This window comes from Janthinobacterium algoris (assembly GCF_051380935.1).
Taxonomy (GTDB): Bacteria; Pseudomonadota; Gammaproteobacteria; order Burkholderiales; family Burkholderiaceae_D; genus Janthinobacterium.
In genome coordinates this window covers 303340-327438 of record NZ_JBNYXZ010000002.1, presented here as the reverse complement: position 1 = coordinate 327438, position 24099 = coordinate 303340, and the positions used below count along the sequence as shown (strand labels likewise).

Genomic DNA, 24099 nt, shown 5'->3' with positions numbered 1-24099 from the left:
TGGTTAAACTCGAGCATCTTCCCGGTTAAACCCGAGCTGTCTGGCTGAACTTCGCCCTTAAACCCGAGAAACCTCCCAGTTACACCCGAGATGGCGAGCATTCGCAAAGTCATCTGCTCCGTTAAACCCGTCAGCCTGGCTTGTCGATGAGCAGATTCCGGTAAGCCAGGTCGGACATTCAAAGCGCGACCCTGCGGCACTTTGGAATACATAGGCTTTCCATCCCGTCGAAGGCTTTGGGCGATGACGGACCGGAGAATGATGGCTGTTCTGGGCCGCGCACAATGACTACAGTCCAAGCGTCGCTGGATCTGCCGTTTTTGATAATCTCAAAGTCTGCGACAAGCGCAGCTGCGGAGATTTTCAGCTCGCTCAGGGCGGTGCGAATCGCCGCCGGAAATTTCCTATTTTGTCCATCGAAGCCGCACAGTGAACGCAGGTAGCCGACCGAGAGGCCCGGAGAACTTTGGTGAGTCGACAAAAAATCATGAAGCCACTGAGCTAGCGAGGTGGCCAGTCCGTTGCGGCGCTCGCAGTCTATTTTGAATTGATAATCCAAGCACATGGCCGCGGCCATCCATTGCATGTCCAGCTCAACGAAATACTTCTTTTCTTGACGATATGCGGCCGAGAGCAGCTTGCCCTCGTGGACTTGACCGTCGCTAAGCTTCACCTGAATGGCTGCACGCGACAATCTTTCCACGCTTTGCCAGATTCGCCTCAGGGCTCCGCCGCAGTGGTCGGATGAACCCATCAGTGTTGCGATCGCCGCCAACTCAATCCGTATAGGAACATCGTGGCGAGGCGCTCGTTTGACGATGCTGATCACCGCTTGCCACAGCTGTTTGTCCCGCATATACAGCCGTTCCCCCGACAGCGTCAAATCATAGCTTCCTTGTCCCTTTACAGGGCCATCGTGGCTTACCCCTAAGACGATCCTGCCAGCCCGGAAAAGGGCGCTTCTAACCATGAATGCGGGACATCGGTCGAGGCCTCTTTGGCTTGGCAGGCGCGATGGCACATTTTCAATCACGGGTCGTGCAATTTCCCCTGATACTGGCGACTGCTCGTGCTTGATCGGCGGGGGAGGTAGGTCGTCGCGTCTTGGCGGCTGCCGAGGCGGCTGAGGAAGGTCCCAGTCGTCTTCTGGCGCCAAGGCGTCCAATGGAGCGCCATCTTTTCCGTAGTGGTTGAGCATGTTTTCGTCGCGTCGGTTCATTGGCCTCGTCAGCTTTCTGAAGCGGAAAGCGCCGTTGGCCAGATGCTGCATTCCGCCGCGTCTTCCGCAAGCAGGAGGCAACTGGCCTTTTAAAGCTTGCCGGGCCGTGGGCGGATCTTCCGCTCAATGCCTTGCGATGGACAGGCGGCACCAAGTCGCCGTCTGTCTGCCTGTTGGCCGAAATTCCCCTTCGTTTGCAGTGCTATTGGCTGCCGCAGCCAACCGGCCACGGCCACTCAACGGAGAAAAGATGAGCTGCTTTTATGGAAAACAATGCAATTGCGTAGGACAATGTGACTGCTCAAAAGATGACGCCGCCGACAACCCCTCGCTTGCAGACATTGCGGAAGCTGAGCGCATGCGCGTTAAGCTTATGATCATCAAGGATTATCAGGTGGAATCAGCGTTCATCAACGTCACCAAGCTGGCCCGCATCCTGGGTATTTCAGCATCGACGATTTGGAGACTAATTCGTAATAGGCAATTTTTCATTCCCTATCAGATCTTTAATTTCACCCCTATGGTCTGCATAGACGACCTGGTCGAGTGGTATTGCGCGCGCGATTGCCTTTCGGCATTGGAGGCTGCCGAGACCGAGGCGCGCGAAAAAAACGAGCAGGAAGAGACCGCCCACGCTCGCCAGATGAAAGAGGAGGTCATGGCGCGGGCGCGGGCAGCATCGATCGTCGAGGACGCCATGGCTACCTTGGGATTGGCCGGCAACGGCAAACGCGGGACTGGCTTTCGGCCGGGACGCTGATTCGTGACTTAGGTAGTGGACTAGTCCGCAAGAGTGCTTCTTTTGCGGGCTAGTCCAATTATGCTTTGATTTTCGACGGTGTCGGGGGACGCCGTTGCGGACACTCTACACGATGACAAAGTGTGGCTTGTCTAAGGCTGAGACTAGAATGAGTAGCGGATTCTGGCTGTTTTGAATCATGTATAGTAGCAAGAGGTTAAGCTGAAAATGTTGCTTTATTGATAAATATCAAGGCTTGGGAGTAACCTTCTGAGAGGTTTCGTCACAATGTAAAAAAGCGGTCTACATTTTTTCGGCGCCGCCAGAGCTAAGTTGACCATAGTTCCAACCCTAGTTGTAGCATTTCGGCTCAGTGGAGACACTCGCCACCTTCAGCCGTTGACTGCGCCATGATATACTGTTACAAGATCTTTGGAGGTGGTCCATGATTAAAAAATTTAGTGATTCACATGCTGGCACGATCTCGCGTTTCGAAGGAATCAATGGGTTGAAGCTGAGTTCAGGATTGCCAACTGCCTGGGGGCAGAATGTTAAGCTTGCAACCATGCAAGCTCGGCGCGAGCGTTTAGCTATGCAGATGAAGGACGCCTCTGTTGAATTCGAGCGTCGTATCAACTCAGCCCCATGTGACGCTCCCGCGTGTGAAATTGACATTAGTTCGCCCATTTCGCCTCAAGAGGTTCTAGCCATGATCAATGCCATGACTAGCGTGAAAGCTTGCTGATGGGTTTTTCGAAAGTGCGGTTTCACGATGAATTTCGTGGCGGAACCAAAAATACACCATTCGCAACGGACTGGAATAATTTGAATACTACTGAGAAGGCGAGGGTTGCTCAGTTCATTTCCGATTTGTCCCAGCAAAAAGACTTCGAAGGCACAAACAAGGAGTCTTGGATTTGTCGGCATTCGCTTTCAGTTATATCTACTGCTACGATTTATAAAAATTCTAACGCTTGGCATTACCACTGTGGTCCAACTTACATAACAATTGGCACTGTGAAAACACCGTTTTCGTTGATTCGTAATTTAAGCGGCTCCGACTCCGAACAAGCACTGCATTATATGAAAATTAGTGCTCATATCTTGACTATTTTCGGCTATTCGAAGAATCATATTCCGTTTTTGAACGAAAAAAATTTCTCGTATAAGCCGGGCCATCCATATTTCTCAGCGCTACTTCGGAAGTTTGCCTCAAAGCCTTTTTAATCTTATCCGGCCTGACTAACCGTGGTAAATAAGAGCCTTCCGTTCCGCCATGCTTATAACCAGACTTGGCCGAAGATTGACAACTCTTGTCTTATTGCTGTTGATGGTCAAATTCTCTTAAGAGCCAAAAAATGCAATAAATTCTGAGGCTTTTCGGAGCAAAACTCATGAGTATCTCCGGGACGCAGGAGTCCATCTAAAAACAGGTGGTAGGCATGCAAGGCAATGGCGGGGTAGGCAAGGCCTAGTGGAAACTGCGGCTGTTGTGGCTGGGGAAGCCTACGATCACGCCGAGAATGCGCATGTCTGACTCCTCAAGCACGGGAATGGCTTCAAATGCTGGGCTCGAGGCGACCAAGACATATGCGCCACCGATGATCTTGAGTGTTCTCACCACGCGGCCTACGCCAACGACATCTGCGCACACGATGTCGCCATCCTTGGGCTCTGCATTGAGCTCAACATCGACCATGTCGCCGTCCTTGATTCCAAGCTCGCTCATTGAATTGCCGATGATGCGAACTTGTTTTTTTGCATGCATGATTGCTGAGGCCATGCGCGCTAGGCGCCTTTCCTCTGCGGATTGGCCAGTTATCCTAGTTGAGGGAATTTGAATTGGAGAGGAATCCTGGTGAATCGGGGAGGTATCGTGATCTTGGTTTTTTATGGCGCTGAGCCAGTGCTTATAGGCCTCCAACGGCGCTTCCGCAGATGTTTCCTCATGATGCGAGGTATCGTCGCTCGTCATTGAAGCAATGTCGTCGGCCGAGAAGTCACCACTGGCAATAATGAACGCCTCGAGTGGCGATAGCCCGGCGCTTGCGGGCTTGGCCTTGCTTGGGTTTGAGCGGGGCGCGGGCTTACCCGCGCCATTTTTCTTAGTGTTTCGAATCATCGGAGAGAGCCTCTTCGTTTCGCCATGCGCCGCGACCTCGGCGTGGTGTGAGCGGCTGCGAGAGTGCTTCTGCCGTCACAGCCGGATCAGAGTCTCTCCGACTTTTTGAATTTTCGCAAGACCCGCTTTCTTGCCGCGTCATACGCGCCAACGCTGAGGCCGAGCGAGGATCTGATTTCTCGGGCAGGCATGTCCGACAGAAGGCATGCAAGAACGTCCCCCGCGACTTTGTCGGCCCCGGCGCGTAGCTGGCCTAATATCGTCTTGGTGGAGATGCTATCAGCCAAGCGCTCTTCGGCGCGAAGGACAGTCTCTTCGGCGGAGATGTGAAAGTTCTCGCCCAGGAAAGACCATTCAAGAATGTCTTCGACGGGAATGCCCGATGCCGCCTGCGTCAACTGCTTGTTGCGATCGGCGCCGGCAATGCTGCGCATGGTCATGACCATGTAGATTTCAAAATTAACGCTTTTGGGCCAGCGGCGGCGCTGCTCCACCGTCAGGTATAGAGCCTCATGCATCAGATCCAGGGGCTCGGTGAAATGAGTTCCCTTTATGTATCTTCTGGCCACTCCTTGCAAGATTTGCCTTTCGCGGGCGCTGATGTTGGTATAAGCGAGCATCGTTTCTTCTGGCGTTCCATATTGAGTCATTGCTGTCATTGCTTCCTCCGGGAGTGATTGTCTTCCTGCCTTCGACTGCAACTTGGAAGCGTCTTCTGCCTAGCCGGATTTGTTTGTCTGATCAGCGGCGGCGTTGGCCGCTCGTCAAGACGGCCGGCGCCGATGTCCGAAGCTAATTTCCCTCCGCAGTGCCCTGATTGGCATTGGGAGAAGCGATGAACAGCGACAATGGTCGGACTGAATTTGATTGGGGCATTTCAGCCCCGGCCGCGCCTTCGGTGGGGCGGGTGAATGTGGTGGGGTGGATTGGCGCCAGCGCTACGCTTGGAGCTTTTCTCGGGATTTTGGCGCTGATGTTGTCTTGGCGGACGTTGCCCTGGCTGAATGACCCTCCGGGCGCCATTTCGCTCCACTTCAGCTATCTCATTCGCTCGGCCTTGCATGGCGTTTGGAGTTGGGCATTTTCAGATGCGGCCCGCAGCTATGCCCAATTTCTGGAATCGCTGTCTGCGGGGGATAGAATTGCTCTGATCTCTCGCTTGATGTTTGCGCTGTGGGTCGCGTGCCTGCCCGCAGTGTTCCTGGCGAAAATCTACCTCGCTCCGCGCAATGGCCTGCTTGTGCTGAGAGGATCGGCGCGCCATGTGGGCGCCCAAGCGGCCGAGGCACTGAATCTGATGCTCGCGGACCAGGTCAAGCGCAGGCCTGATCACCCCATTGCCCCGGATGTGCCTTATCCAGCGGACATGTGGACTAGGCACGTCCTGGTAGTGGGAGGCGTGGGCTCTGGCAAGTCGACGGCACTCAAGCCAATGATTCAGGCCGTGATCGATGCGGGCGAGAGCTTGCTCCTTTTCGATCCCAAGGGAGAGTTCACAAAGGGATTTGGCGAGCCCGAGATCATGGCGCCGTGGGATGCCCGGTCCCTGGCGTGGGACATCGCCAAGGACATGCGGAACATCGGGGACATGCGGCGGTTCGCCGCAGCGATGATCAAGGAGGCCCAGGACCCGATGTGGTCCAACGCGGCGCGGCAGATCGTGGTCGGCTTCATGATCTATTTAAAGACGACGCGAGGGAATGGGTGGGGATGGCGCGAGCTGGCTGAAATGATGTCCATTCCGCAGGCCAATATTCTGAAAATTATGGAGGCGTGCCATCCAGAGGCAATGCGGTCGGTGGAGAGGGCGTCAGTCACTACGCAGGGCATTTTGATCAATCTGTCCTCGTTTTGCGCGTCGATCTTTGACCTGGCTGAGGCTTGGGGCGAAACACCGGAGGATCGCCGCATTAGCTTTGTGGAATGGGCGCATGGTGGGACACATGGCGGTGAAGGGGGCTGCGGTGTTGAGGAGGCCGTGGGCAGGCAAAGTGCTGGGAAGGGCTGCGGGCCAGTTGAGGGGGCAGATGGCCGGAAGGGTGGAGGGGGGAATTCCCGCGGAGCACGCCGGCAAATCATTCTGCAAGGGCATGGCGCTTATCCGGAACTTACCAAGGGCTACTTGGAGGGCATCATTGGCACCGTCTCGGCGATCGTGAATAGCGTGGAGATGGACGACGACGAGAGCCGCAAGCTGTGGATCATCGCCGATGAGTCGGCGCAAATGGGCAAAGTGCCGATCCGGCCGCTCTTGGAGGTCGGCCGCTCGCGGGGCGTGCGCTGCATTTTGGCTTGCCAGGACTTGGCGCAGCTAGAGGAGATCCATGGAGCGCTCATGGTGAAGGCGATGGTGTCGATGGCCGGCACGGTCCTGGTCGGGCAGCTCATGCAGGGAGACACCGCGGAGCAGATGTGCAAAGCTTTGGGCTCAAGGGAGGTTGAGCGATCGAATATTTCCTATGCTGGTAATGGAGGGAGTGGCTCAGGGAGCTCGACGACGCTTTCGTTCGCACGGGACGAAATTGCCATCTACAAGCCATCGGAGCTGGGTTCCCGCCTCGGCCCAACCCCCGATGGCCAAGGTGTTCGCCTGGCGCTCTTTACCGGTGGCCAAGCATACGAGCTGTTCTGGCCCCATTACAAGATGAAAAAGGCGCGGGCTGCTCACGTGCCGGCTGCATGGACTCAAGATGTCAGCCGAGGTGCGGGCTTTGTTGGCAGCCCTGCGGCATCCTCCCCGGCCCCGATCGCAGCATCAACCCTAGCCGCAGCTCCAATCCCAGCCGCAACCCCAGCAGAAACCCTAGCCGCAACCCCATTTGCAACAATATCGCCAGCCGCAAAGGCAACTCCAATCTCTGGCACAGCCTCAGTGGCAGCTCCTGCATCAGCAGTGCCAGCAGCAGGCACGGCTCGAATTCCAGCCGGGCACACGGAGCCAAACACTTTTTATCCCGATTCGTCTGGCTCGTTCGCTTTTTCCCGTGTCCCACTTGGAGCCAGCGTTGACTTGCCAGCATCGAGGACAGATTTTCGCCCGGAACTTGCGCCATTGACCAAAATTGAGCCGGTGAGCAATGAGCTGCCCAGCGATTTGCACGACTTGCCCAGCGTGGAGGAGCTGTCAGCAATGCTGAATGAAACTCTTGATCTTAAAAAAAAGAGGGCATCCAAAAAGACTTGCGATGCGAGGAGCGATGCGCTCAATGACTGATGAATTTGCATCTTTGGCCGAACGATGGCGGCGGCCGTTCGTCGCAGTCATGCCAATTTCCCGGCAAGCAGTCGGCGAATAACCAGGCGCCAAAGCAGTCCCGTGCATAGCTTAACGGAAGAAGCATATCCAATGCTGCCGGCAAGGGCCGCAAGGAATGGTGCGGGACGTGGCCAGCATCAGCGGCGAAGGCGGTAGGGGGGCAGGGCCGGAGCAAGAAGCCAGGTGTTGGATGTCGAAAATATGCTGTATGGGAGGTTTGATGAAAAAAATGAACTCAACACTAGAAAACGGTTTCAATTGCTCGGGTTTCATCATCAAAAGGCTGTGCCTTGCGGAGGTGCGCGAAAGCCCACGAGGTGCCTCGTTAGCCACTCAAGCCATTTCTAACGAGGACGAGGTCCTAGCTGATCTGGATGTCGACCTTGTTGGGGACTTGGGCAACGACCAGGATTTGGCGTCTTCAAGTGACCAAGCAGGTATTGGCGCGCCCATTGAAGCCCCTATTGAAGAGGAAGCCCCCATTGACGAGCTCAATACTAAATTTCGAAAGAGCTGCATTCAAGATCAGCAAGCTGACAAGGAAAAATACGCGGGGATGCTTTTTGTAAAGCTGGAACTTTGCGTTTACTTGCACAGCAAGTTAAAGGAACGTGGCTGTGTGGAGCGAGCCAGCTTGTCGCGGGAACTGGAAAATGTGATCCGAAAAATACTAATGGACCAGGTGCATATGGATCGAGTTCATCAAAGAATTTGCGGGGCAAGCCTAGCGCCGCGCGCGTTTTCCCAGGACCAGAAGGGGGGCCATCAGGATATTGATCCCCAATAGGTCTTTGTGATGTAGGGGGAGGACGATCTGATCAGGTTTTCATAGTGGCAAAAATAAGAGGTGACACATGCGTGTCGAAAACCCAGCTGTGCAATCTAACGGACATGCTCGCTCTGCAGGCGAAAATGTTGGGAGTAAAGCAGACGTGAAATCTGAGATCGCTCTCACACTGATTGAAGCGATGAAGAACGGGAATACCCCCTGGCAAAGACCTTGGGCGGCGCAAGCTCTCAGGCCAGTGAATCTCGCCACGAACAACGGATATCGAGGCATAAATAGGCTGCTGCTTGCTTTGGGGAGCTGTCTTGATGCTGAGGGACGCTCCGATCCTCGGTGGGCAACCTATCAGCAAGCGCAAGCAAATGGCTGGCAGGTCAGGCGTGGCGAGAAAGGGACCCCGATCGTGAAGTTGGTTGAAGTCGGGAAATCTGCAAGCCCGGATGCACATCAAAGCTCTTCGGCTGGCAATCGGCAGCATGCCGACAGCGTCAGATCTAATGCAAATGCCAATGCAAATGCAAATGCCGGAAGTGGAAGTGGAGGGCGAAGTGGAGGGGCAGGCGGGGGCGGTGGACTTTCAGGCGCGCGGAATGCGCAGCCAGGTGAGGCCGAGCGCAAGGCTTTCGCGCTGCGCCGATACGTCGTCTTCAATGCTCAGCAAATGGATGGCGTGCCACCTCTTGAAGCCCCATCTGAAAAGCTGTTCGATCCTGTTGCCCGGGCGGAGGCGGTGATCCAGGCTCTCAAAGAAAAGACGGGCTTACTCGTCGTTCATGGTGGCACCGATGCATGCTACGTGCCGGCCCTGGATGAAATACGTCTGCCGGCCAAAAAGTCATTCCATAGCGTCTATGACTACTATGCGACGGCCCTTCACGAGGGGGCGCACAGCACGTTGCACAAGAAGCGGCTGGACCGGCAGGAGGCGATCGCCAAGCGTTGGGGCGACGAGGCATATGCCGTGGAAGAGCTGAGGGCGGAGATCTGCTCGGCGATCCTGGCGGCCGAGACAGGCGTGCCAATGTCTCAAAGCCACATCGACAACCACGCGGCCTACCTTCAACACTGGATCAAGGCTGTGAGCACTGATCCGATGGCCATTTTCTCTGCAGCGAAAGATGCCGAGCTAATGGCAGAATATATGCTTGGGTTGGAAATTCAAATGACTTCAATGGAAGTTCACAAGGAATGGATCATGGAATATGATCGCAATTGTTAGCGGCTGTTCCCTGCTATCAGATCACTCGATTGATTCGAAGGTGGTCGTCTTGGTTCGGTCGATCAGCGCTTTGTCTTTAATAGAGATCGCAAGGCCCAACACTTTCTCCAAGAACCGCAACGCTTGCAGCAGCTTCAAGAGACGGGCTGGATCGTGCAGCTTGATTGAGTCCAAGGGGGCACCGACGGCGCACTGCGCGAGTGCACGGAGCAGGGCGATCGGCGTTTCGCCGGGGTGGCTCTTGTTCCAGATTTTCCCCATCTCCTATGCTAGGTCGGAGTAGCGCGCGCGGAGCATCGGGTGCGGTGTCTGCTCCCGGCGCAGAGAAACAAGAATCGAAAGCTTCGCCTCTCCGAGGCCACCTGTCTGCATATGCTGTTTAGCGTAGCAGCGGCCAGTCCCTCATTATGTTCTTGTTCTTCAACGGCCGGAGCTCGCTGCCATGTTCCCTAATTTCCGCTCTACGCCACCTGCGCCTCAGGGCCCTCGCAGACCGAGGCGTATCTTGTCGACTCTATTCACGCCGACTTTGCAAAGCCCATAGATCGCAATTCCGTCTACGCCATCGACTCCACCAGAATCGCCCCCCATAGGCTTAAAAACAACCTCAAATGCATGCGCCCGAATGCGCGCATAAGCAATAGCCACAAAGGGATGTGGTTGGGCTGCAAGCTGCATGCACGTCTTGTTCAACAGGGCAGGCGAAATCGTTGGTCAGGAGGGAGCGTCCACGATTTGACCCCTAAGGGCGGAATGCTGCGAGGTATTTGCGGCACATGCTTCGCGGGCTCGGGCTACGTGTCGGCCTAGGTCCGGCAGGATCTGCTGCCGCTGGATGTTTTGTTCATCGCTGGATTTTCGACAGGTTTTGGGCTGCGGCAAACCGCCAAAGGCAGGTGCTGGAAGGGGGCTTCTCGAAGCTCAAAAAATGGCTCGCGTCGCCCATGGCAGCGAGCGCGTGCTGCGTGCTTGCGTCGGTTGTCTTGCATTGTCGGCTCATATCTCATTTTCGACTTATTGGAGAGAGGGCTTGACATTGACTGTCAGTTTGAGATGTTGATTGCTCGGTGCAGACGAAATTGATCAATTTCAAAAACATAACCGCAGAAAAAAACACTGCCGGTTTTCAAGATCTGCTTTCTATTTTACTTAATGAGATTATGAAAAAAACAAATTTCAAAAGCTATCGCAAACACAGATATGCTCTATTAAATTGGTATTCGTTCATCTTGGCAATAGCTTGTTTGTTAATTGCCTTTATTTCGCTTTTTTGACTGTTAATTTTCGTCAGTTTTTTTTGCAGAATCTATCGTTTGAACTTGAGTGGCAATGCAGGATTTCCCAGAAGACTGTTCCATCTTTGATTTTTCTAAAATCTTCTCTTTTTCTTCATGAATTTTTGAAAAATTAGATAAAAACATTAACAATAAAGTTCCCACTACGACTAAAAGTGTGCCTCCCTCAGCGAAATCCTCCGCCTCAAGAAAAAGTGAAGAAAGTTTTTCGTTGGAGAAATACTTTGGGGGATTGGCAAGAAGCATTTGAAGATCATGATCCTTTTTATCTAATGCCCCTTGAGGGGCGTCCATTTTTTTCATTAGCTCAATTTTAAAACGTAGAAATTCTTCTTTTGAAACGTAGAAGTGTTTATCATCACTCCCTATTTCAAATAATTCATCCCTTTCTTTTTTGCTCATTGCGACGCCCCTAAAAATAATGGTGGCGCCGGTTATTATGATTATGTTGGCCAATAATTCAAAGGAGGAGAAGCTCTGGTTTACTCTAACCGCATAAAATAAAGCAACTATATTCGCTAAAAATAGAAAACTAAAAATAAAAACAGATTTCGCCTTCATATTGGAACTTTCATTTTTAAAATTCGCACTTCTTACAAGATTAGATAAATGCAGCATCCTGCATTATAAAGTTAAAAATATAATACAGAAAAATAAATTATGGTTAACTAATAAGTGAGTCACTTCGTGCTACACCCTTGAACCCACCTCGTTATACACAACTTTTTTCGTATTAAAAATCAATAAGTTACAGCATCCTGGATACACTCATGCCAGCAATGCTACCAATGCGAAAATGGTATACTTTTACGATTTCAGGCTAAAATTGCTCAAAATTTAGGCGGATTTTTCGTGCAAAGCAGTTCTGGATAACGTGCCAACTACTTGTGTATAACGAGGTGCGCAATAGGGTAGACTGGTATATATTGCGAATCTTATTCCGTTAGCACCGGTTACGACGGAAGAGTGCGCTGGCCAATAGCTATCCAAATGAAAAGCAAGACAATCGCCACGCCTTCCAGTGCGAGGATAATCTGATGCGTGCGGATGCCTTTACGCTGTGTTTCAAGTTCTTTTGAAAGTCCGGCTTCGCGTTCGGCCATAAATTCGAGTTTCACATAGAGTTCGTGGTGCAAAGCCTCCACTTCGACAAACTTATCTCGTGCGTTGGTTTCGCTCATGGCCAAACGCTCTGCTACGCGGATTTCGATATCCTTATGGACGTGGTCGAATTGAGCAAGCCGGTTGGCTACAATTTCTGTCCAGTCGCTAGAGATACGTCGCAGCCGTTCCTCGACTTTGTCCATGAGGAGCTCATGAGATTTAACCATAGCCCTCTCGGATTCAGCCACCTTTTGCGTGCATTTAATAAGCTCGAGTGCTTGAGCCTGCGTCAGACATTTGGTTTCTTGCAAAGAGTCGACCACTTTACGGAATTCGCGTAGCGTGTTCGCATGAAGCTCTTGGTGTCCCTTGATGTCGCTATTCTGCGTCTTTATGTCGCGGGCTTGGTGATCTAGAGCGATCTGTTGACCTTGCAATGCCTTTTGCTGACCATTCATGATCTTGGCCATGGCCGTATTAAGTATCAGGAGATTTGAGGAGAGCACACCGAGCTTTCGGAACTCATTGTTCACGTTGTCCTTGGCGTCGTCGATCTGATCGCTTCGGTCATTCCATATGTTCGAGATGAAATTGCCGTCGTTTTTCTCTCTGCGGAGTTGGCTCAACCTTTCCTCCGAGGTTTCCAAACGCTTTTTCGTGGACCTCATGTCCTCGACCATTTGCGGAACGTTGCTGTTTCTTAAAATATCCGCTGGCACAGTGAGGTTCGAAAACGCTTCGACGATTTGCATTTCACTTAGAGCGAGGTCAGTCCTAGGAGTAGTAGATTCATAGGCACTGTCGGACGGTGGCGTGGATGGAACGGATGATGTTTGCATTGGAGATTTTTTCTGAGGCGTCTCAGTGACTTGGCGACTAGGTAGATCGAATCACATATGTTTCAAGAAGCGTTCGATTTCGAGCTGCGAGGATTCGATGTAAGCCACCGTCGCCGTCGTGCTTTCGATTTGGAGCGCCATCTCCGCATTGCTCGCTTCCAAGCTCAGCCGCATGAGATTAGCGTCGTTGCTTGCGGATCCGAAGGACGCTCCGATGTCCTTGTAAAGCTCGATGGATGTCGCGTAGTTGTTGAGGTTCGCTAGCGAGAAGCCGATCTGTTCCTCCATTGCGGTGGCAAACGCTTCGATGCGCTGCGAGTCCTTAATTAACTCATCGAGGCGGCGCTCGTCGCCAGCATTGGTGCACGCGTCGAACAGCCGGTCGATCTGATATGCCACCACGGCTGAAAGCAGGCCCACCATGATCCCGACCAGCACCGGCGCGACAATGTCCGCCAAGGGCTTAAGGAACGGTATCGTGGCCATGAAGGTGATTGCACTTTGTTCGATCATGACGCCCAAGGACGTGATGACGACAGTCGTCAAGATCTTCAAACCTTGTTGGGCAGCATCGCTCTGGCTTATGTGCTTGGGAGGAAACGCGATCAGCTTGAAGGCCTTGAAAAGACCCAGCAGGCCGTCGCGTATCACCCGAACCAGCTTTTCGCCCGTGCTGACGAAGGAGTTGATCACAAAGGTCAACAGATTGCTCATGAAGCCGCTGGCGCCGCCTTCGAAGAGTGCACTGAATGCGTCTGGCAGCTTCTTGGTTACTGAGCGAGCGACTCGTCCAAGCCGCTCTCCGATGTCCGCTAACATATTCTCCGCGAGCGCGAAGCCTTCCTTAATCATGATTTTGAATTCGTTGAACAGCCCGTTGACTAGCTCAGTTAGCAGGATGCCTAGAGATTGCCTCAGGCCCATGGCCAAGGCTTGCTTGGCCCCAGTTTTGAGAAGCTCGCCACCCTGTTTTTTGAACATGGCGGAGTTTGTCTCACCTTCGAATTTCTCTTTAGATTCGGCGTGCTTCTTAGCCACTGCGTCGGGGTCGATCGCGAAACGCTCGGCGTTGCTTTTTTCCGCGTCCGCTGTCGACGCCTTCTCGCTCCATTCTTTCGCGTCGTGGTCCTTCTTGGAACGATTGATGGATATGTCCGTGACGGCCAAATTCACATCGTCGTTAACCAGCGCCTTGATCTTCTCGACCGAGACCTTGCCGTCTTTGACTTCCCCGAGGGCCAAATGCATTTTGGCGTTCGTTGCTACCTCTTTTATCGGGATGAAATGGTCGAGTTCTGGTTTGGCCGAAAGCGCTTCATTGGTGTATTCATCCACGCCACGCGCGATCCGTTCATCACGCTTTATGGCCCATTCTTTTTGGGACAGCTCATACTTGCTACGGTCATATGCCTCTGTGAGGGAGTCGTGCAAGGCCTTGTCGCTTTCGGTGGCGACGATGCCTTTCTCGAAATTCTGGACCGTGGTGACATTGCCGCCGGCCTTGTCGGCGAACATGGCCGGCGATAGCCCGAATGGGCCGATAATCTGGGAGAAGACGTGCTGTTGGCATTCTTCGAACAACGCGTCGAGTCGTTGTTGCTTGAGCTGCATGTTGGACGGAGCCATGTCTTCCTTCGGGGTTGCACGAATCACAATAGGCGCTCTTAAAAATCGGGACACGATTTGCCAAGCGAAAAGAATGATTTTAACCTACTAATATTGCTCTCATGAAAATATCTATGCGCTAAGAATTCTTGTGGGTATGAATTTTTTCTGCGGTTTCATTCAATGTCCCCCGACAGTCACACGTAGTTGGCCCGGCCCGCGGCGACGCAGTGCCGAGATAGGTGTGTCAATGTCCCAACGTCAAATTGATTACCTCGCGGCCTACTTCCAGCACTGAATCAAGGCTGTGAGCACTGACCCGATGGCCATCAAGTCAGTGGTGAAGGAAGCTGACTTGATGGCGGAATACATGCTTGGTTTGGATAGGCAGATGACTACCATAGAGAGCCATAAGGAATAGGGCGCCGAATACGACAAAAAATTATAGATCTAATAACTTAAGGCGAGCAAAGGCTACATTTTTTACTTTTGCATATTGGTTATGTTTCTGTGAGGCATCATCGGTGTTTTGGCCTCCACATCGTTCGCGACGTTGTGATTGATATGAGATAAAATGATGGGTTTTGAAAAATTTTGAGTGGTGGCGTAGCGGTTGTGGTATTCGCCGTTCTATCGGGGGTCTGAGTGATCCTTGGAATAATGATATGAAGAAAAAATTGATGGCACAGCGTAGCAAAATTCCCGTTATCGACTTGTTTGCCGGTCCGGGTGGTCTTTGTGAGGGATTTTCTTCCATTGTGGACGAAAATGGGTTTCCAAGATTCGGCGTTAAGGTTTCCATCGAAAAAGACCCGGTTGCCCATCGAACTTTGATGTTGAGGGCTTTGTTCCGGAAATTTCCCAAAGGCAATGCGCCTGCTAGCTATTACGAGTATGTCCGTGGGGGCATGACTCGCGAAGAATTTTTGAGCCACCCGGAGATTAAAGACGCTGCGGAAGAAGCCTCGAAAGAGGCTCGCTGTGCAGAGTTAGGCGCGACACCCCATGAAACTATTGATGCTTGGATAAAAGAAGGTATAGGCGGCAAGAGAAATTGGGTGTTGATCGGCGGGCCGCCATGCCAGGCTTACTCGATGGCTGGACGCTCGCGCCTTAGGGGGAAGGACCCGGAAGCGTTTGAGAGCGATAAGAGGCATTTTCTGTATACAGAGTATCTTCGGATCATTCAGGAATTTGAGCCATCGGTCTTTGTCATGGAAAACGTCAAGGGGATGCTTAGTTCCAAGCATGGCGAGTCCAAGATTTTTGAACGCATTTTGGCCGACTTGTCCGCGCCCAAAAATGGTCTCAGCTATCAGATTCGCTCTTTGGTTGTGGATGGCAATGAACTGAAGCCGCGGGATTACGTAATTGAATCGGACGATTATGGCATCCCACAAAGCCGCCACCGTGTGATTCTGTTTGGCATCAGGTCCGATGTTGTTGAGGCTACACCAGAACTTATGAGGAATCCACGACGATTCTTGTTACGAAAAACCTTTCCAAGGCCGAGCGTAAATGCCGCATTGTCGGGTCTGCCGCCACTGCGTAGTCGAATCTCCAAAGAGCCGGATTCGCACAAGACGTGGCTCGGGGTCATGAAAGTAGCTCCATTGAGTTTGAATTTGTGGCGCTTGCCTTTACGAACCCAGATTGAAACGCGGATGAAGAACGCAGTCGAGGCCGCAGAGAAATTACCATCCTCGGGAGGAACGTTCATCCCTATGGTAGTGACTCCTGGTGTAGAAATGCCCAAAGAATTGCGCTCTTGGTATCTCGATAGCCGGCTAGGCGGAGTGCTACAACACGAAACGCGTAGCCATATGCGCTCGGATTTGCATCGCTATCTATTTGCGGCTTGTTTCGCAAAAGAAAGAGGTTATGCACCTACACTGTATGACTTCCCACCCAAACTTATGCCTGACCATATGAATGCCGAAAAGGAGAGCATTCCTTTTGCAGATCGATTTAGGGTCCAGCTTGGCGGTGCGCCTTCATCTACAGTTGTGGCCCACATCAAAAAGGATGGCCATTACTACATACATCCTGATCCTGCCCAATGCCGAAGCCTCACGGTTCGTGAGGCGGCAAGATTGCAAACATTCCCGGATAATTACTTCTTTGAAGGAAACAGGACAGAGCAGTATGGACAGATCGGAAATGCGGTCCCTCCTTTATTGGCGCGAAAAATAGCAAAGGTTATCTATAAATTCTTAGCTTCCCGTGAAGAGTAAGCTATTGACATAAGAAAAACGATTCGGTGGCTTACTCACCCTCGACCAATTTCCCCGCACGGGGTGTCTTGGTTGATCCATGCTGTGATTCTGTCGGACAGTGTTTTGACTGTCTCTCGATCGCGAGTGGCACATTCCCAAACACACAAAACCCGCCAACCCATGGCTGTTAGCGCATCAAAGGCTCGTTGGTCTCGATCGACATTGGCTTGCAGTTTCTCAACCCAGAAGTCAGGCCGCGTAGCCGGAATTTTAAAATACTTGCATTCCTTGTGAGCGTGCCAAAAGCAGCCATGCACAAATATGGCGATCTTTCGGCTTGGCATGACAATGTCGGGCGTGCCTGGCAAATCGCGTCGGTGCAGCCGAAATCTGAATCCAGCGGCAAATAACATACGCCTGACCAGCATCTCGGGCTGAGAGTTCTTGCCCTTGATGCCGGACATCATTCGACTTCTGACCGATGGTGGCACGATGTCAGCCATGCGCCGATCCCCACATGCCAATTGCCTCCATCATGGACATCCTACCCCGCCTTGATCTCTGGTATGTTGGACGCGGCTATCGAGTAGCTGGCGCTCATCACTGCTTCTTTGCATTCTGGCCGCTTGGCCCATTCAGAAACCATGCGACCACCGGCCGAGGAATGTAGCACATCGTTGACTTCCTTGGCCCAAACTGCAATCTGCGAAAGAAGCTCAGAGGAAACTGCTTGCTTTGCCCAAATGCGGTCGAGATCCATGCGGGACCCAAGTTTTTCCGATAGCAGTGAGACCGTATAAGCAGTAACGTTGGCCTGAAATGCTTGAAACATAGGGCGCAAAAGTTTTTGAGAGTCTCGGTAAATTTTGGCTTTTGCGATCATGGCCTTGAACTCTGGAACTGTTGGCACAGGAACCTCTTGGCCATCGGAGGAAGTGAGGGCAGCCATGAAGCGATCGAAGTTCTTTTGAGACCCTAGACTAACGACATCCGGTTTGCGGTCCCACGCAGTGATGTATTTTGCCAAATCGGTTTTGGTGATGCGCCGCGCCGTCGGAATCGCATCCTTTAGCGCTTTTAGTTTTGCTGGTGTTGTGCCTTCGCGGGTTAGCAGGGTGTTATAGCTACCAGCCGCGCGCTCGTAGAACCACTGGCCGACACCGTCCGGGCAGTATACCGAACGAGAGAGCTTTTCGATTTCGACGTGGAAGGGCTTGTTCGCTGAGAGATCCGACTGCTTGACTGCATTCTGACTGTTGGCGAAGCGCGATATATCTGAGACCAGCGCCTCCTCTTTGGTTGAGTCCTGGGTCTTCATCACGATAATCTTGGCCGGAACTCTGACATGGCTCAAATCGGTGTCGGGATATTTTTTCTTGGTGAAATAGAGCGAGGCAGTCGTTTGGCCACCGTTGACGATCTGAAGCCCTTTAAGCCACGCTATTCCCGTCGCGCCGTCGCCATTTTTGCCCAAGCGCATTTCATCGGCCACGATTACGATGCCATTGTTATAGGCCATGAACCGCTCAGGCGCTGAACGCAAAGTGGTTTGAATGCCGGCATTGACTCCTTTTCCTTTGACGCTAAGGAATGAGCGGACGTTGGCTTCAAGTAACCGAGCGCCGAACTTCTCATAGAGCAGTCGGAGAGCCTCGCCGGGGACGGCTGTAAGCGCGTAGTCGTAGTCATCGTTTTCACCAGGCACGAAGACGCAGGGAAGAGGCCCGCCGGAGACCTCGTTGAAATCCACGACCAGTTCGTCGCGAGGTTTCCCCTCGGACCAATGGCGATGAAGCCGTTCGATGTCCATGACTTCGAGACGCACGGCCTTGCCGCCTATGTCGCGCGTCTTGAAGCTTTTGGATTTGGCGACCTTATCGGTGATGACATATACGCGGATTTGCTCCAAGTCGTTGTAGATGCCGTGCAGTGTCTCCGCAAGCGAACGCACGTCGCTTGAGGGATCGAGTTTCGGAGCCATCTTGCCTTCGGCGCATAGTGTCAGAAAGCGCAGACACTGCTCGACAGCGGTCTTCGTCTCGGAATCCGGGATCGGCGTGGGGATATCGACGTTGGCGTATAGGCTGACGAACAGGTCGAGTTGGTCGCTATCTTCCGACACGGAATAGCCGCTGAGCCTTAAATTCGCATTGCCCACTTTGCCTTCAAAATGGCATTCGACAGGTTCGAACGTCATGCCTATTTCCGACATGTGGTCCATTACGATACCCGCGAATACCAATTCTTCGTATAACGCGCCGTCACGCATTTGTGAGCGGACGGTGGCCTGCGTCTCGCACAGGAATTCAGTCAAATTCATACTTAAATTGCTCCCAATTTTCTTAATGCTCCCTCTGTGCCAACGTTTTCGCCAGGCACCTTCTCGAGGTCAATTTCATACATAGCCTTCATGATACCCGCAGGCACATATCCCAAGGTTAGGCGTGGGAAGTCACTCGTTACTTCGATAATGCGCGTTTCTGCTTGCTCAAATCGCCGTGGATAGCGCTCAGCGTGTGCGTCGATGTAGCCAGCAGCGAGCAGGCGCTCAGTAAAGAGCCGCTCCGCCTCGGCATCGCCCCGTATTGTCAACCGCATAGCATCGACTATCTCCGGCAGGTTCTGGCCGCTCTCGGTTTGCCGGAGCCGAGCGCCGGCCACAAAGAGAGGTTGCCGCGTCGAATCGTCCAGTTGATCGAGCGAGCCGATCTTGGCTGTGAAGCCTGCCGTTGACAGTGTGGTTTTGACCTCCAGCGCACCAGTGCCCAACTCGAAGTCCTGTATTCCGTCGAGTGGGCCAACCCATGATTCAATGGCTAGCGCCGAAGGGATGCCAGCGTTGACGATGGCGCGTAGTAGCGTGAGCTCCCCAATTAAGCCGATCTCGGATTCAGGACTGAGAACTTGCGTTCCTTTGCGCATGAATTCCTGCCAAGCCCCTACGCGCCCTGTGAAGACTCGCAGGAGTTTATTTTCGTCGGCACCGGCCATCACAGCGTCATCTAGAGCTCCGACTACATCGCACGCCATGGCCGCGAAGAGGTCCGCGCTACCCGCAGACTTTCGTGTCAAGGCAAGCCAAAGCTTGCCGCTGCCTTCTGGGTCGGCCCGCTCGACCGAGAAGCCCTGGCCTTCGGGGAGTTTGTCGGCTGCGGCGAGCCGCACGGTGGGGAAGCCTACCAACACCGCCTCAGTGTTGTCAGGCGAGCGGCGGCCGGCGCGCACTTGAAGTGGCCCTGCCGAAGGCAGGGAGATGGCCTGCCATCCTGGCTCAATGTCGGCGCCAGTAAGCGACGTCCATGCCATGAGAAATTCGTTACTCGGTCGGGCCATATTGCTGTGTCCAATAGAGAAGGTTCACTTCGTATTCCACCCGGATTCCGTTTTCGCTTGCAGGGAACGCGATGGCGAAAGCCATGATGGGTTTGTCCCAGCCAGGCACAATGAGGTTTTCAGGGAGTTTTTCTTTGCCTTTGTAGTATGGGGCAAGCGTATAGAGCAGTAGCAGACCGCGATCAGCATCGCCACCAAGCCTGTCTCGCGATTCGCGAATCCCTTTGCCGCTAGGAGTGATCGGCAACGTAATGCGGCCTCGGGCTGGCTCTGGCTTCCATGCAGCGCGAGTGCGCGCGAGTGCATCTCGCCATGCATCATCATTGAGATCTATGCCCTCGTCCTTTGGATCGGTGAGAACGCCGATCGCAAACATGGTCGGGTCTTTGGCGCCTGGCGTATCAGGATCTTCGGTCCAGCGTGTTTGGAAGGAGTCGACTTCAAAGTCGCCAGGAAAGACGTGCTTTTCACCAGCCCCTTCGCCGCCGGTAACAAGGGCGACACTCCATTGCTTCAACTTGCCGATGGCTATCATTTTTGTGATGAAATCCGTCAGCACTCCCGCCTTGGCGCTCGTTGCATTTGGATGGGTAGCATAGGCACCTAAGAATGCGAGCACATGCAAGGCGTCCACGTCTCTCCATAGGCGAGCTCCTTGCCACGAATCGGCTTGGCCGTCACGTGAGTATTTCGGCCCGGGCACGAAGTTCATACCAAGGGAGGAGATCAGCGCATCTGTCGCGGCAAGATTTGCCTTCTGGATATTGGCATCCCGATGAAACAGGATGGTTTGAGGCCTCGTGCCGCTGTAAGTCAGAGACAGTGTCTGCGCGTTGCGCATCTTCATGGGCGACGTGACCGTGAGACTCTCGTGCGACATGACTTTGAGGCCGTATTGCTCCGGTGTGAGATTCGCCTTCGCCATGAAATCAAATTCTTCGCGGAGTTCTTCGGATGCATCGGCGATATGGCCGAACCATTTCACCAAGTCTGGGGATGTGTAGAGTCGGCAGAGGTCCAAATAACCAGGGCGGTAGCCGAACCAACGTCCCATCTGCATAAGGGTGTCATACATCTTGGTCGTGCGAACGAAATAGCTTACGCAGAGGCCTTCAAGGGTCAGGCCGCGAGCAAGCTTGTCCCCGCCGACGGCGATGACTTTTAGAGCTGCACCGGGTGTGGCGTAGTCCAATGCGTCCTTGGCCGTTCCATTGATGGAGCGAACGGCAATATCGCCGAGCACATCTGGCAGCTTCGCCACCACATCATCCCATGAGGGTAGTTCAGGAGGGCGCTCCTCAGAGGGCGAGAGCTCCGCGACCATATCTCGTGTGGGGATGAAGTCCTCGTCCCAGAGCTTGCGCATTTGCGCAAGCAGTTCATTAGCGTCGCTGCCACGGGTGATCTTCTGGCGCATGCGGCGCACTGTTTCCTCTACTTGCTCACGCACATGGTCTTGGACGGCTACATATCGAGTGACGTGAATCAGCATAGAGCTGTGTTCGATCCCTTGGCCTCGCAATTCTCGCGCCGCGCATACAAGCACGAAGGAGTGGATAGCGTTGCGCAGCGACAGCGGTATCGTCTCTTGGCCCTTATGGAGCGGGAGGTGTGTCTTCTTGTGTTTGGGCGGCATCCATCCCGAGTCGGAATCGGGATCATAGTGGTCCAAGATGCTGCGTGCCAACGGCAGAGCCCCCACGCGGCCGTCCTTGGTCAGTTTGCCAAACATGCGGGCGGGGCCAACGTAGTTCGATGGGGCGGCTAGGTTGATGATGAAAGCTTTTGGAAAGAGGTCAGGACCTTCCTTTGCGGTGGCGCCTTTATGATGAATGTAGATGTTTGCGAATGGTGTGGCCGTGTATCCCACATAGGCCTTTCGCGTGAAGGAGTGGAGAAGTTGACGGATGAGGCTGTTGATTGTTTTTGGCTGATGTTCCTCGTCGGGGGTCCCATCATCGTTGAAAGCCTGTTCGCCTGTATCCACCGAGGCGTTGTCAGCTTCGTCGTCGATCATCAGAAGCGGCAGCTTGGTGACCAATTTCCAATTGGGCATTGAGCTTGGTGAATCGGCTACACGTGCTTGAATCCATTTAAGGAGCTCTGTCAGCACAGTTTTTTGTTTCTTAACCACGAAGATCCAAGGTCGCTCTTCAGGGGAAATACCATTAAAATGTTTCGCGATGGCTTTGCTGAAATCGCCATTTTCTGCCCTGGTCGTCGCTGAGTTTGTTTTCAGGTCCTCGCCATACGCAGCCACGCCGATGGCCGCGCCAGCGTCGCGGTCTGCCGTTGTTTCGTATCCCAGGAAGCCTTCCTCGAGACGCATCTGGGTCTGTGAGCGCAGGTTGTTGTGCATGCCTGCCAGCACAATGATGATCTTGTAGCCGGCGTCTGCAGCCTTATTGATCAAGCCCGTGTAGTTGCTGGTCTTCCCTGATTGCACATGCCCCACGACGAGCCCCCGTCGATCCCAGGAATCGGTTCGCAGAGGATCTTCGAGGAGCCCGAGAATGTCATCAGTCGCTTCGTCTAGTCCATCGACGACCACGTCTGACAATTTGGACTCCTGATAGTCGCGGTAGCGTCGCCAGTAATGCCATTCTTTCTTGCGGGCGGCATTCAACCAATCGAAGTGCCCCGCGATGTCGACGAGGGTAGTTGCCTTGCCCATCCGATGACTGAACCGTTGGATTAGAGTGGCAACTACTTTGGCTTCGTCCAAAGGGATAGGTGGATCGGTAGCGAACATCGCCGCTGCCAACTTCACCTTGGCAGCGATGTAGGAGGGGGTAATCTTCGACGAATCCTTCTCTGCCTTCACTAGTCGCTGCGCGGTGGCGATGACATCTTCGAGTAGCTGTGTCTGCGCGACTGCCTCTTCTGCTGCAATCATTTCTAACTCCCTAGTTTTGCGACGAGCGCAGGATATTTTTGGAATGGTTCTGTGCGCGCCATAGACCTGCGCGCGTCTTCTACGCTAAGGCCCTTGCGCTCGATCAGATCATTGAAGAGCACTCCGGCGACCTCGATTACGGCCGAATTGGGCTCACCTTCGAAGCTTGTTCGTGGTGTCTCTTTGTTTTCAGCAGTGTCCAGCCAGATGCGCTGCACGGGAACAGTCTCTTCGATTACCCGAAGCATTGACTTGATGAGAGGAGCGAGCGTTCCGGCACTTTCCAGGACGGCAGCAACGGAGGGGTGAGTCTCTTCTATCCTATACCGCATGCCCGCTTTGACGCGCTCTACACGCCAAGCCTGCTCAATGGGAATATTGCCTTTCGCGGGCGCTGGCGTGCCACGATAGGCGAATACGCGCCGGGCCCGCTCGCGGGTATTTTCGGCCAAGAGCATAAGCCAAGGGCGAAGCGATACAGGCGGACGGGCTGTCGATTTTCGAACATCGATTTTCCAGTCAGCATCGGCTGTGTTAGGAATATCTAGGCGTATTCGCGCTAGTCGATGGGCTTCTTCCCTGTTCCATGCGCGGGAATTGCCAAGCCCTAACCATCCACCCGCAACCAAGAGCCGCTCGTTTCGGTAGACGTAGAAGCCTTGCTGCGCTGTCCAACCGCCGGGACCGGCGTTAGATTCGAATTCGGCAGCGGTTAGCTTGTCACGGTGCGGCAACACGTGGCATTGCACCGACACGATTCCGTAGCTGGTGGTATGGTTTGTGGTCGGCGATGTCCATGGCTTTGCTGGATGTCCTAACATGAACGGGTCCCAAGGCGAGACGAGACGTCCATTCAAAAAAAGTTTAAGCTTTGGCCGAGGGCCCTGCATTAGCCGATGAAAGACCATCGCCAGATGAGACTCGACGTTGTCAATGAGATCGTGAAAGTCGTCTGATGTGTAGCCGGAAGTGACCACACGGTCCATTGTTTCCCATAGGATCAGTGTGCCGGTCTTATTTCCTTTCAAGCCCGCGAGGAAGGGTTTCGATCCGTGGGCTGAGCCTTCGAAAAGAAGCCAGCCTCCCTCTGGATTCGCGGCGAGCTCGTCTAGGTCCCAGCGTAGGCAACTTGTGACGCCTCCTTTGACTGTAGCCACAGTTAGTCTACGACATTGTGATAACGACGATGTTTTAAGGCCCATGCCAAAACGTCCGAGGTCGTGGGCGGAGCGAGCATCGAGTGGGTTTTTGTCGCCAAGGCGCATCGCGCTTTCGAGTTCGGCGTCATCCATGCCACGACCATCGTCGAGAATGGTAACGCGGCTACTCGGCCCGTCCCATGTGAAGTCAATGCGGACTTCTTCTGCATCTGCAGAAATGCTGTTGTCGATGATGTCGGCCAAAGCTGCTGCTGTCGAGTATCCTAATCCGCGTAAAGATTCGAGCATTGCCATCGCGCGTGGGGGCGC

At 53.4% G+C, this 24099-nt stretch carries 19 protein-coding genes; 7 read left to right on the top strand and 12 right to left on the bottom strand.

All coding sequences use genetic code 11. The annotated features are described in order from the left end of the window. Nucleotides 1–178 precede the first annotated feature (178 nt). Nucleotides 179–1270: a hypothetical protein gene (locus ACQ4W7_RS04400; RefSeq protein ID WP_436528739.1), complete on the bottom strand. Its 1092-nt coding sequence runs from the start codon at nucleotides 1268–1270 to the stop codon at nucleotides 179–181. Between the two features lie 199 nt (nucleotides 1271–1469). Here ACQ4W7_RS04400 and ACQ4W7_RS04395 point away from each other — a divergent pair, with 199 nt between their 5' ends. The 3 genes from ACQ4W7_RS04395 (at nucleotide 1470) to ACQ4W7_RS04385 (ending at nucleotide 3185) form a co-directional block, all read left to right on the top strand. After that, the gene (locus ACQ4W7_RS04395) at nucleotides 1470–1979 is read left to right on the top strand and encodes a helix-turn-helix transcriptional regulator (protein ID WP_436528737.1); all 510 of its coding nucleotides are present in this window, start codon (nucleotides 1470–1472) and stop codon (nucleotides 1977–1979) included. Between the two features lie 424 nt (nucleotides 1980–2403). Next, the gene (locus ACQ4W7_RS04390; RefSeq protein ID WP_436528735.1) at nucleotides 2404–2703 is read left to right on the top strand and encodes a hypothetical protein; all 300 of its coding nucleotides are present in this window, start codon (nucleotides 2404–2406) and stop codon (nucleotides 2701–2703) included. After that, nucleotides 2703–3185: a hypothetical protein gene (locus tag ACQ4W7_RS04385; RefSeq protein WP_436528733.1), complete on the top strand. Its 483-nt coding sequence runs from the start codon at nucleotides 2703–2705 to the stop codon at nucleotides 3183–3185. The genes ACQ4W7_RS04390 and ACQ4W7_RS04385 overlap by 1 nt, the downstream gene beginning before the upstream one ends. 244 nt (nucleotides 3186–3429) lie before the next feature. Here ACQ4W7_RS04385 and ACQ4W7_RS04380 read toward each other — a convergent pair whose 3' ends face one another. Together ACQ4W7_RS04380 and ACQ4W7_RS04375 are read right to left on the bottom strand one after the other, a co-directional pair. Then, nucleotides 3430–4080 carry a LexA family protein gene (locus ACQ4W7_RS04380; RefSeq protein ID WP_436528731.1) on the bottom strand — a complete coding sequence of 217 codons (651 nt, stop codon included), beginning with the start codon at nucleotides 4078–4080 and terminating at the stop codon, nucleotides 3430–3432. An 86-nt stretch (nucleotides 4081–4166) separates the two neighbouring features. Continuing rightward, nucleotides 4167–4739 carry a hypothetical protein gene (locus tag ACQ4W7_RS04375; RefSeq protein WP_436528729.1) on the bottom strand — a complete coding sequence of 191 codons (573 nt, stop codon included), beginning with the start codon at nucleotides 4737–4739 and terminating at the stop codon, nucleotides 4167–4169. Nucleotides 4740–4915: 176 nt separating this feature from the next. Between ACQ4W7_RS04375 and ACQ4W7_RS04370 the strand changes: the two genes are divergently transcribed. The 3 genes from ACQ4W7_RS04370 (at nucleotide 4916) to ACQ4W7_RS04360 (ending at nucleotide 9342) form a co-directional block, all read left to right on the top strand. Then, complete coding sequence (locus ACQ4W7_RS04370; RefSeq protein WP_436528727.1) at nucleotides 4916–7294, top strand: type IV secretion system DNA-binding domain-containing protein; 2379 nt, start codon at nucleotides 4916–4918, stop codon at nucleotides 7292–7294. Nucleotides 7295–7556: 262 nt separating this feature from the next. Further along, on the top strand, nucleotides 7557–8123 hold the full coding sequence (locus ACQ4W7_RS04365) for a hypothetical protein (protein WP_436528725.1): 567 nt from the start codon (nucleotides 7557–7559) through the stop codon (nucleotides 8121–8123). A 67-nt stretch (nucleotides 8124–8190) separates the two neighbouring features. Continuing rightward, on the top strand, nucleotides 8191–9342 hold the full coding sequence (locus ACQ4W7_RS04360) for an ArdC family protein (RefSeq protein WP_436528723.1): 1152 nt from the start codon (nucleotides 8191–8193) through the stop codon (nucleotides 9340–9342). Nucleotides 9343–9363: 21 nt separating this feature from the next. On the opposite strand, the gene ACQ4W7_RS04355 is transcribed toward ACQ4W7_RS04360, so the two are convergent. The 4 genes from ACQ4W7_RS04355 to ACQ4W7_RS04340 all read right to left on the bottom strand — a co-directional run bounded on the left by ACQ4W7_RS04355 (nucleotide 9364) and on the right by ACQ4W7_RS04340 (nucleotide 14206). Continuing rightward, nucleotides 9364–9603 carry a hypothetical protein gene (locus tag ACQ4W7_RS04355; protein ID WP_436528721.1) on the bottom strand — a complete coding sequence of 80 codons (240 nt, stop codon included), beginning with the start codon at nucleotides 9601–9603 and terminating at the stop codon, nucleotides 9364–9366. 1016 nt (nucleotides 9604–10619) lie between these two features. Next, nucleotides 10620–11198, bottom strand: a complete 579-nt coding sequence (locus tag ACQ4W7_RS04350; RefSeq protein WP_436528719.1) for a hypothetical protein — start codon at nucleotides 11196–11198, stop codon at nucleotides 10620–10622. Between the two features lie 392 nt (nucleotides 11199–11590). Beyond that, on the bottom strand, nucleotides 11591–12493 hold the full coding sequence (locus ACQ4W7_RS04345) for a hypothetical protein (RefSeq protein WP_436528717.1): 903 nt from the start codon (nucleotides 12491–12493) through the stop codon (nucleotides 11591–11593). 138 nt (nucleotides 12494–12631) lie between these two features. Further along, nucleotides 12632–14206, bottom strand: coding sequence for a hypothetical protein (locus ACQ4W7_RS04340; protein WP_436528715.1), 1575 nt, complete (start codon nucleotides 14204–14206; stop codon nucleotides 12632–12634). Between the two features lie 644 nt (nucleotides 14207–14850). Between ACQ4W7_RS04340 and ACQ4W7_RS04335 the strand changes: the two genes are divergently transcribed. Next, nucleotides 14851–16419 carry a DNA cytosine methyltransferase gene (locus tag ACQ4W7_RS04335; RefSeq protein WP_242428393.1) on the top strand — a complete coding sequence of 523 codons (1569 nt, stop codon included), beginning with the start codon at nucleotides 14851–14853 and terminating at the stop codon, nucleotides 16417–16419. Between the two features lie 35 nt (nucleotides 16420–16454). On the opposite strand, the gene ACQ4W7_RS04330 is transcribed toward ACQ4W7_RS04335, so the two are convergent. Genes ACQ4W7_RS04330 through ACQ4W7_RS04310 form a run of 5 tightly spaced genes read right to left on the bottom strand, consistent with a single transcriptional unit; the run spans nucleotide 16455 to nucleotide 24078 of the window. After that, a complete protein-coding gene (locus ACQ4W7_RS04330; protein ID WP_101481601.1) occupies nucleotides 16455–16904 on the bottom strand; it encodes a very short patch repair endonuclease in 450 nt (149 codons plus the stop codon). A 41-nt stretch (nucleotides 16905–16945) separates the two neighbouring features. Continuing rightward, nucleotides 16946–18721: an AIPR family protein gene (locus ACQ4W7_RS04325; protein ID WP_436528712.1), complete on the bottom strand. Its 1776-nt coding sequence runs from the start codon at nucleotides 18719–18721 to the stop codon at nucleotides 16946–16948. A gap of 2 nt (nucleotides 18722–18723) precedes the next feature. After that, nucleotides 18724–19707: a PD-(D/E)XK motif protein gene (locus tag ACQ4W7_RS04320; RefSeq protein WP_436528710.1), complete on the bottom strand. Its 984-nt coding sequence runs from the start codon at nucleotides 19705–19707 to the stop codon at nucleotides 18724–18726. 10 nt (nucleotides 19708–19717) lie between these two features. After that, nucleotides 19718–22630 carry a Z1 domain-containing protein gene (locus ACQ4W7_RS04315; protein WP_436528708.1) on the bottom strand — a complete coding sequence of 971 codons (2913 nt, stop codon included), beginning with the start codon at nucleotides 22628–22630 and terminating at the stop codon, nucleotides 19718–19720. 2 nt (nucleotides 22631–22632) lie between these two features. Further along, nucleotides 22633–24078 carry an ATP-binding protein gene (locus ACQ4W7_RS04310; protein WP_101484583.1) on the bottom strand — a complete coding sequence of 482 codons (1446 nt, stop codon included), beginning with the start codon at nucleotides 24076–24078 and terminating at the stop codon, nucleotides 22633–22635. Between the last annotated feature and the right edge of the window lie 21 nt (nucleotides 24079–24099).

Bases quoted from the DNA above. Each gene is read 5' to 3' on its own strand.
- ACQ4W7_RS04330 (WP_101481601.1), bottom strand. From the start codon at position 16,904: ATGGCTGACATCGTGCCACCATCGGTCAGAAGTCGAATGATGTCCGGC.
- ACQ4W7_RS04380 (WP_436528731.1), bottom strand. From the start codon at position 4,080: ATGATTCGAAACACTAAGAAAAATGGCGCGGGTAAGCCCGCGCCCCGC.
- ACQ4W7_RS04325 (WP_436528712.1), bottom strand. From the start codon at position 18,721: ATGAATTTGACTGAATTCCTGTGCGAGACGCAGGCCACCGTCCGCTCA.
- ACQ4W7_RS04335 (WP_242428393.1), top strand. From the start codon at position 14,851: ATGAAGAAAAAATTGATGGCACAGCGTAGCAAAATTCCCGTTATCGAC.
- ACQ4W7_RS04370 (WP_436528727.1), top strand. From the start codon at position 4,916: ATGAACAGCGACAATGGTCGGACTGAATTTGATTGGGGCATTTCAGCC.
- ACQ4W7_RS04340 (WP_436528715.1), bottom strand. From the start codon at position 14,206: ATGGCTCCGTCCAACATGCAGCTCAAGCAACAACGACTCGACGCGTTG.
- ACQ4W7_RS04320 (WP_436528710.1), bottom strand. From the start codon at position 19,707: ATGGCATGGACGTCGCTTACTGGCGCCGACATTGAGCCAGGATGGCAG.
- ACQ4W7_RS04315 (WP_436528708.1), bottom strand. From the start codon at position 22,630: ATGATTGCAGCAGAAGAGGCAGTCGCGCAGACACAGCTACTCGAAGAT.
- ACQ4W7_RS04390 (WP_436528735.1), top strand. From the start codon at position 2,404: ATGATTAAAAAATTTAGTGATTCACATGCTGGCACGATCTCGCGTTTC.
- ACQ4W7_RS04350 (WP_436528719.1), bottom strand. From the start codon at position 11,198: ATGAAGGCGAAATCTGTTTTTATTTTTAGTTTTCTATTTTTAGCGAAT.
- ACQ4W7_RS04310 (WP_101484583.1), bottom strand. From the start codon at position 24,078: ATGCTCGAATCTTTACGCGGATTAGGATACTCGACAGCAGCAGCTTTG.
- ACQ4W7_RS04400 (WP_436528739.1), bottom strand. From the start codon at position 1,270: ATGCAGCATCTGGCCAACGGCGCTTTCCGCTTCAGAAAGCTGACGAGG.
- ACQ4W7_RS04375 (WP_436528729.1), bottom strand. From the start codon at position 4,739: ATGACAGCAATGACTCAATATGGAACGCCAGAAGAAACGATGCTCGCT.
- ACQ4W7_RS04385 (WP_436528733.1), top strand. From the start codon at position 2,703: ATGGGTTTTTCGAAAGTGCGGTTTCACGATGAATTTCGTGGCGGAACC.
- ACQ4W7_RS04395 (WP_436528737.1), top strand. From the start codon at position 1,470: ATGAGCTGCTTTTATGGAAAACAATGCAATTGCGTAGGACAATGTGAC.
- ACQ4W7_RS04365 (WP_436528725.1), top strand. From the start codon at position 7,557: ATGAAAAAAATGAACTCAACACTAGAAAACGGTTTCAATTGCTCGGGT.
- ACQ4W7_RS04355 (WP_436528721.1), bottom strand. From the start codon at position 9,603: ATGGGGAAAATCTGGAACAAGAGCCACCCCGGCGAAACGCCGATCGCC.
- ACQ4W7_RS04360 (WP_436528723.1), top strand. From the start codon at position 8,191: ATGCGTGTCGAAAACCCAGCTGTGCAATCTAACGGACATGCTCGCTCT.
- ACQ4W7_RS04345 (WP_436528717.1), bottom strand. From the start codon at position 12,493: ATGCAAATCGTCGAAGCGTTTTCGAACCTCACTGTGCCAGCGGATATT.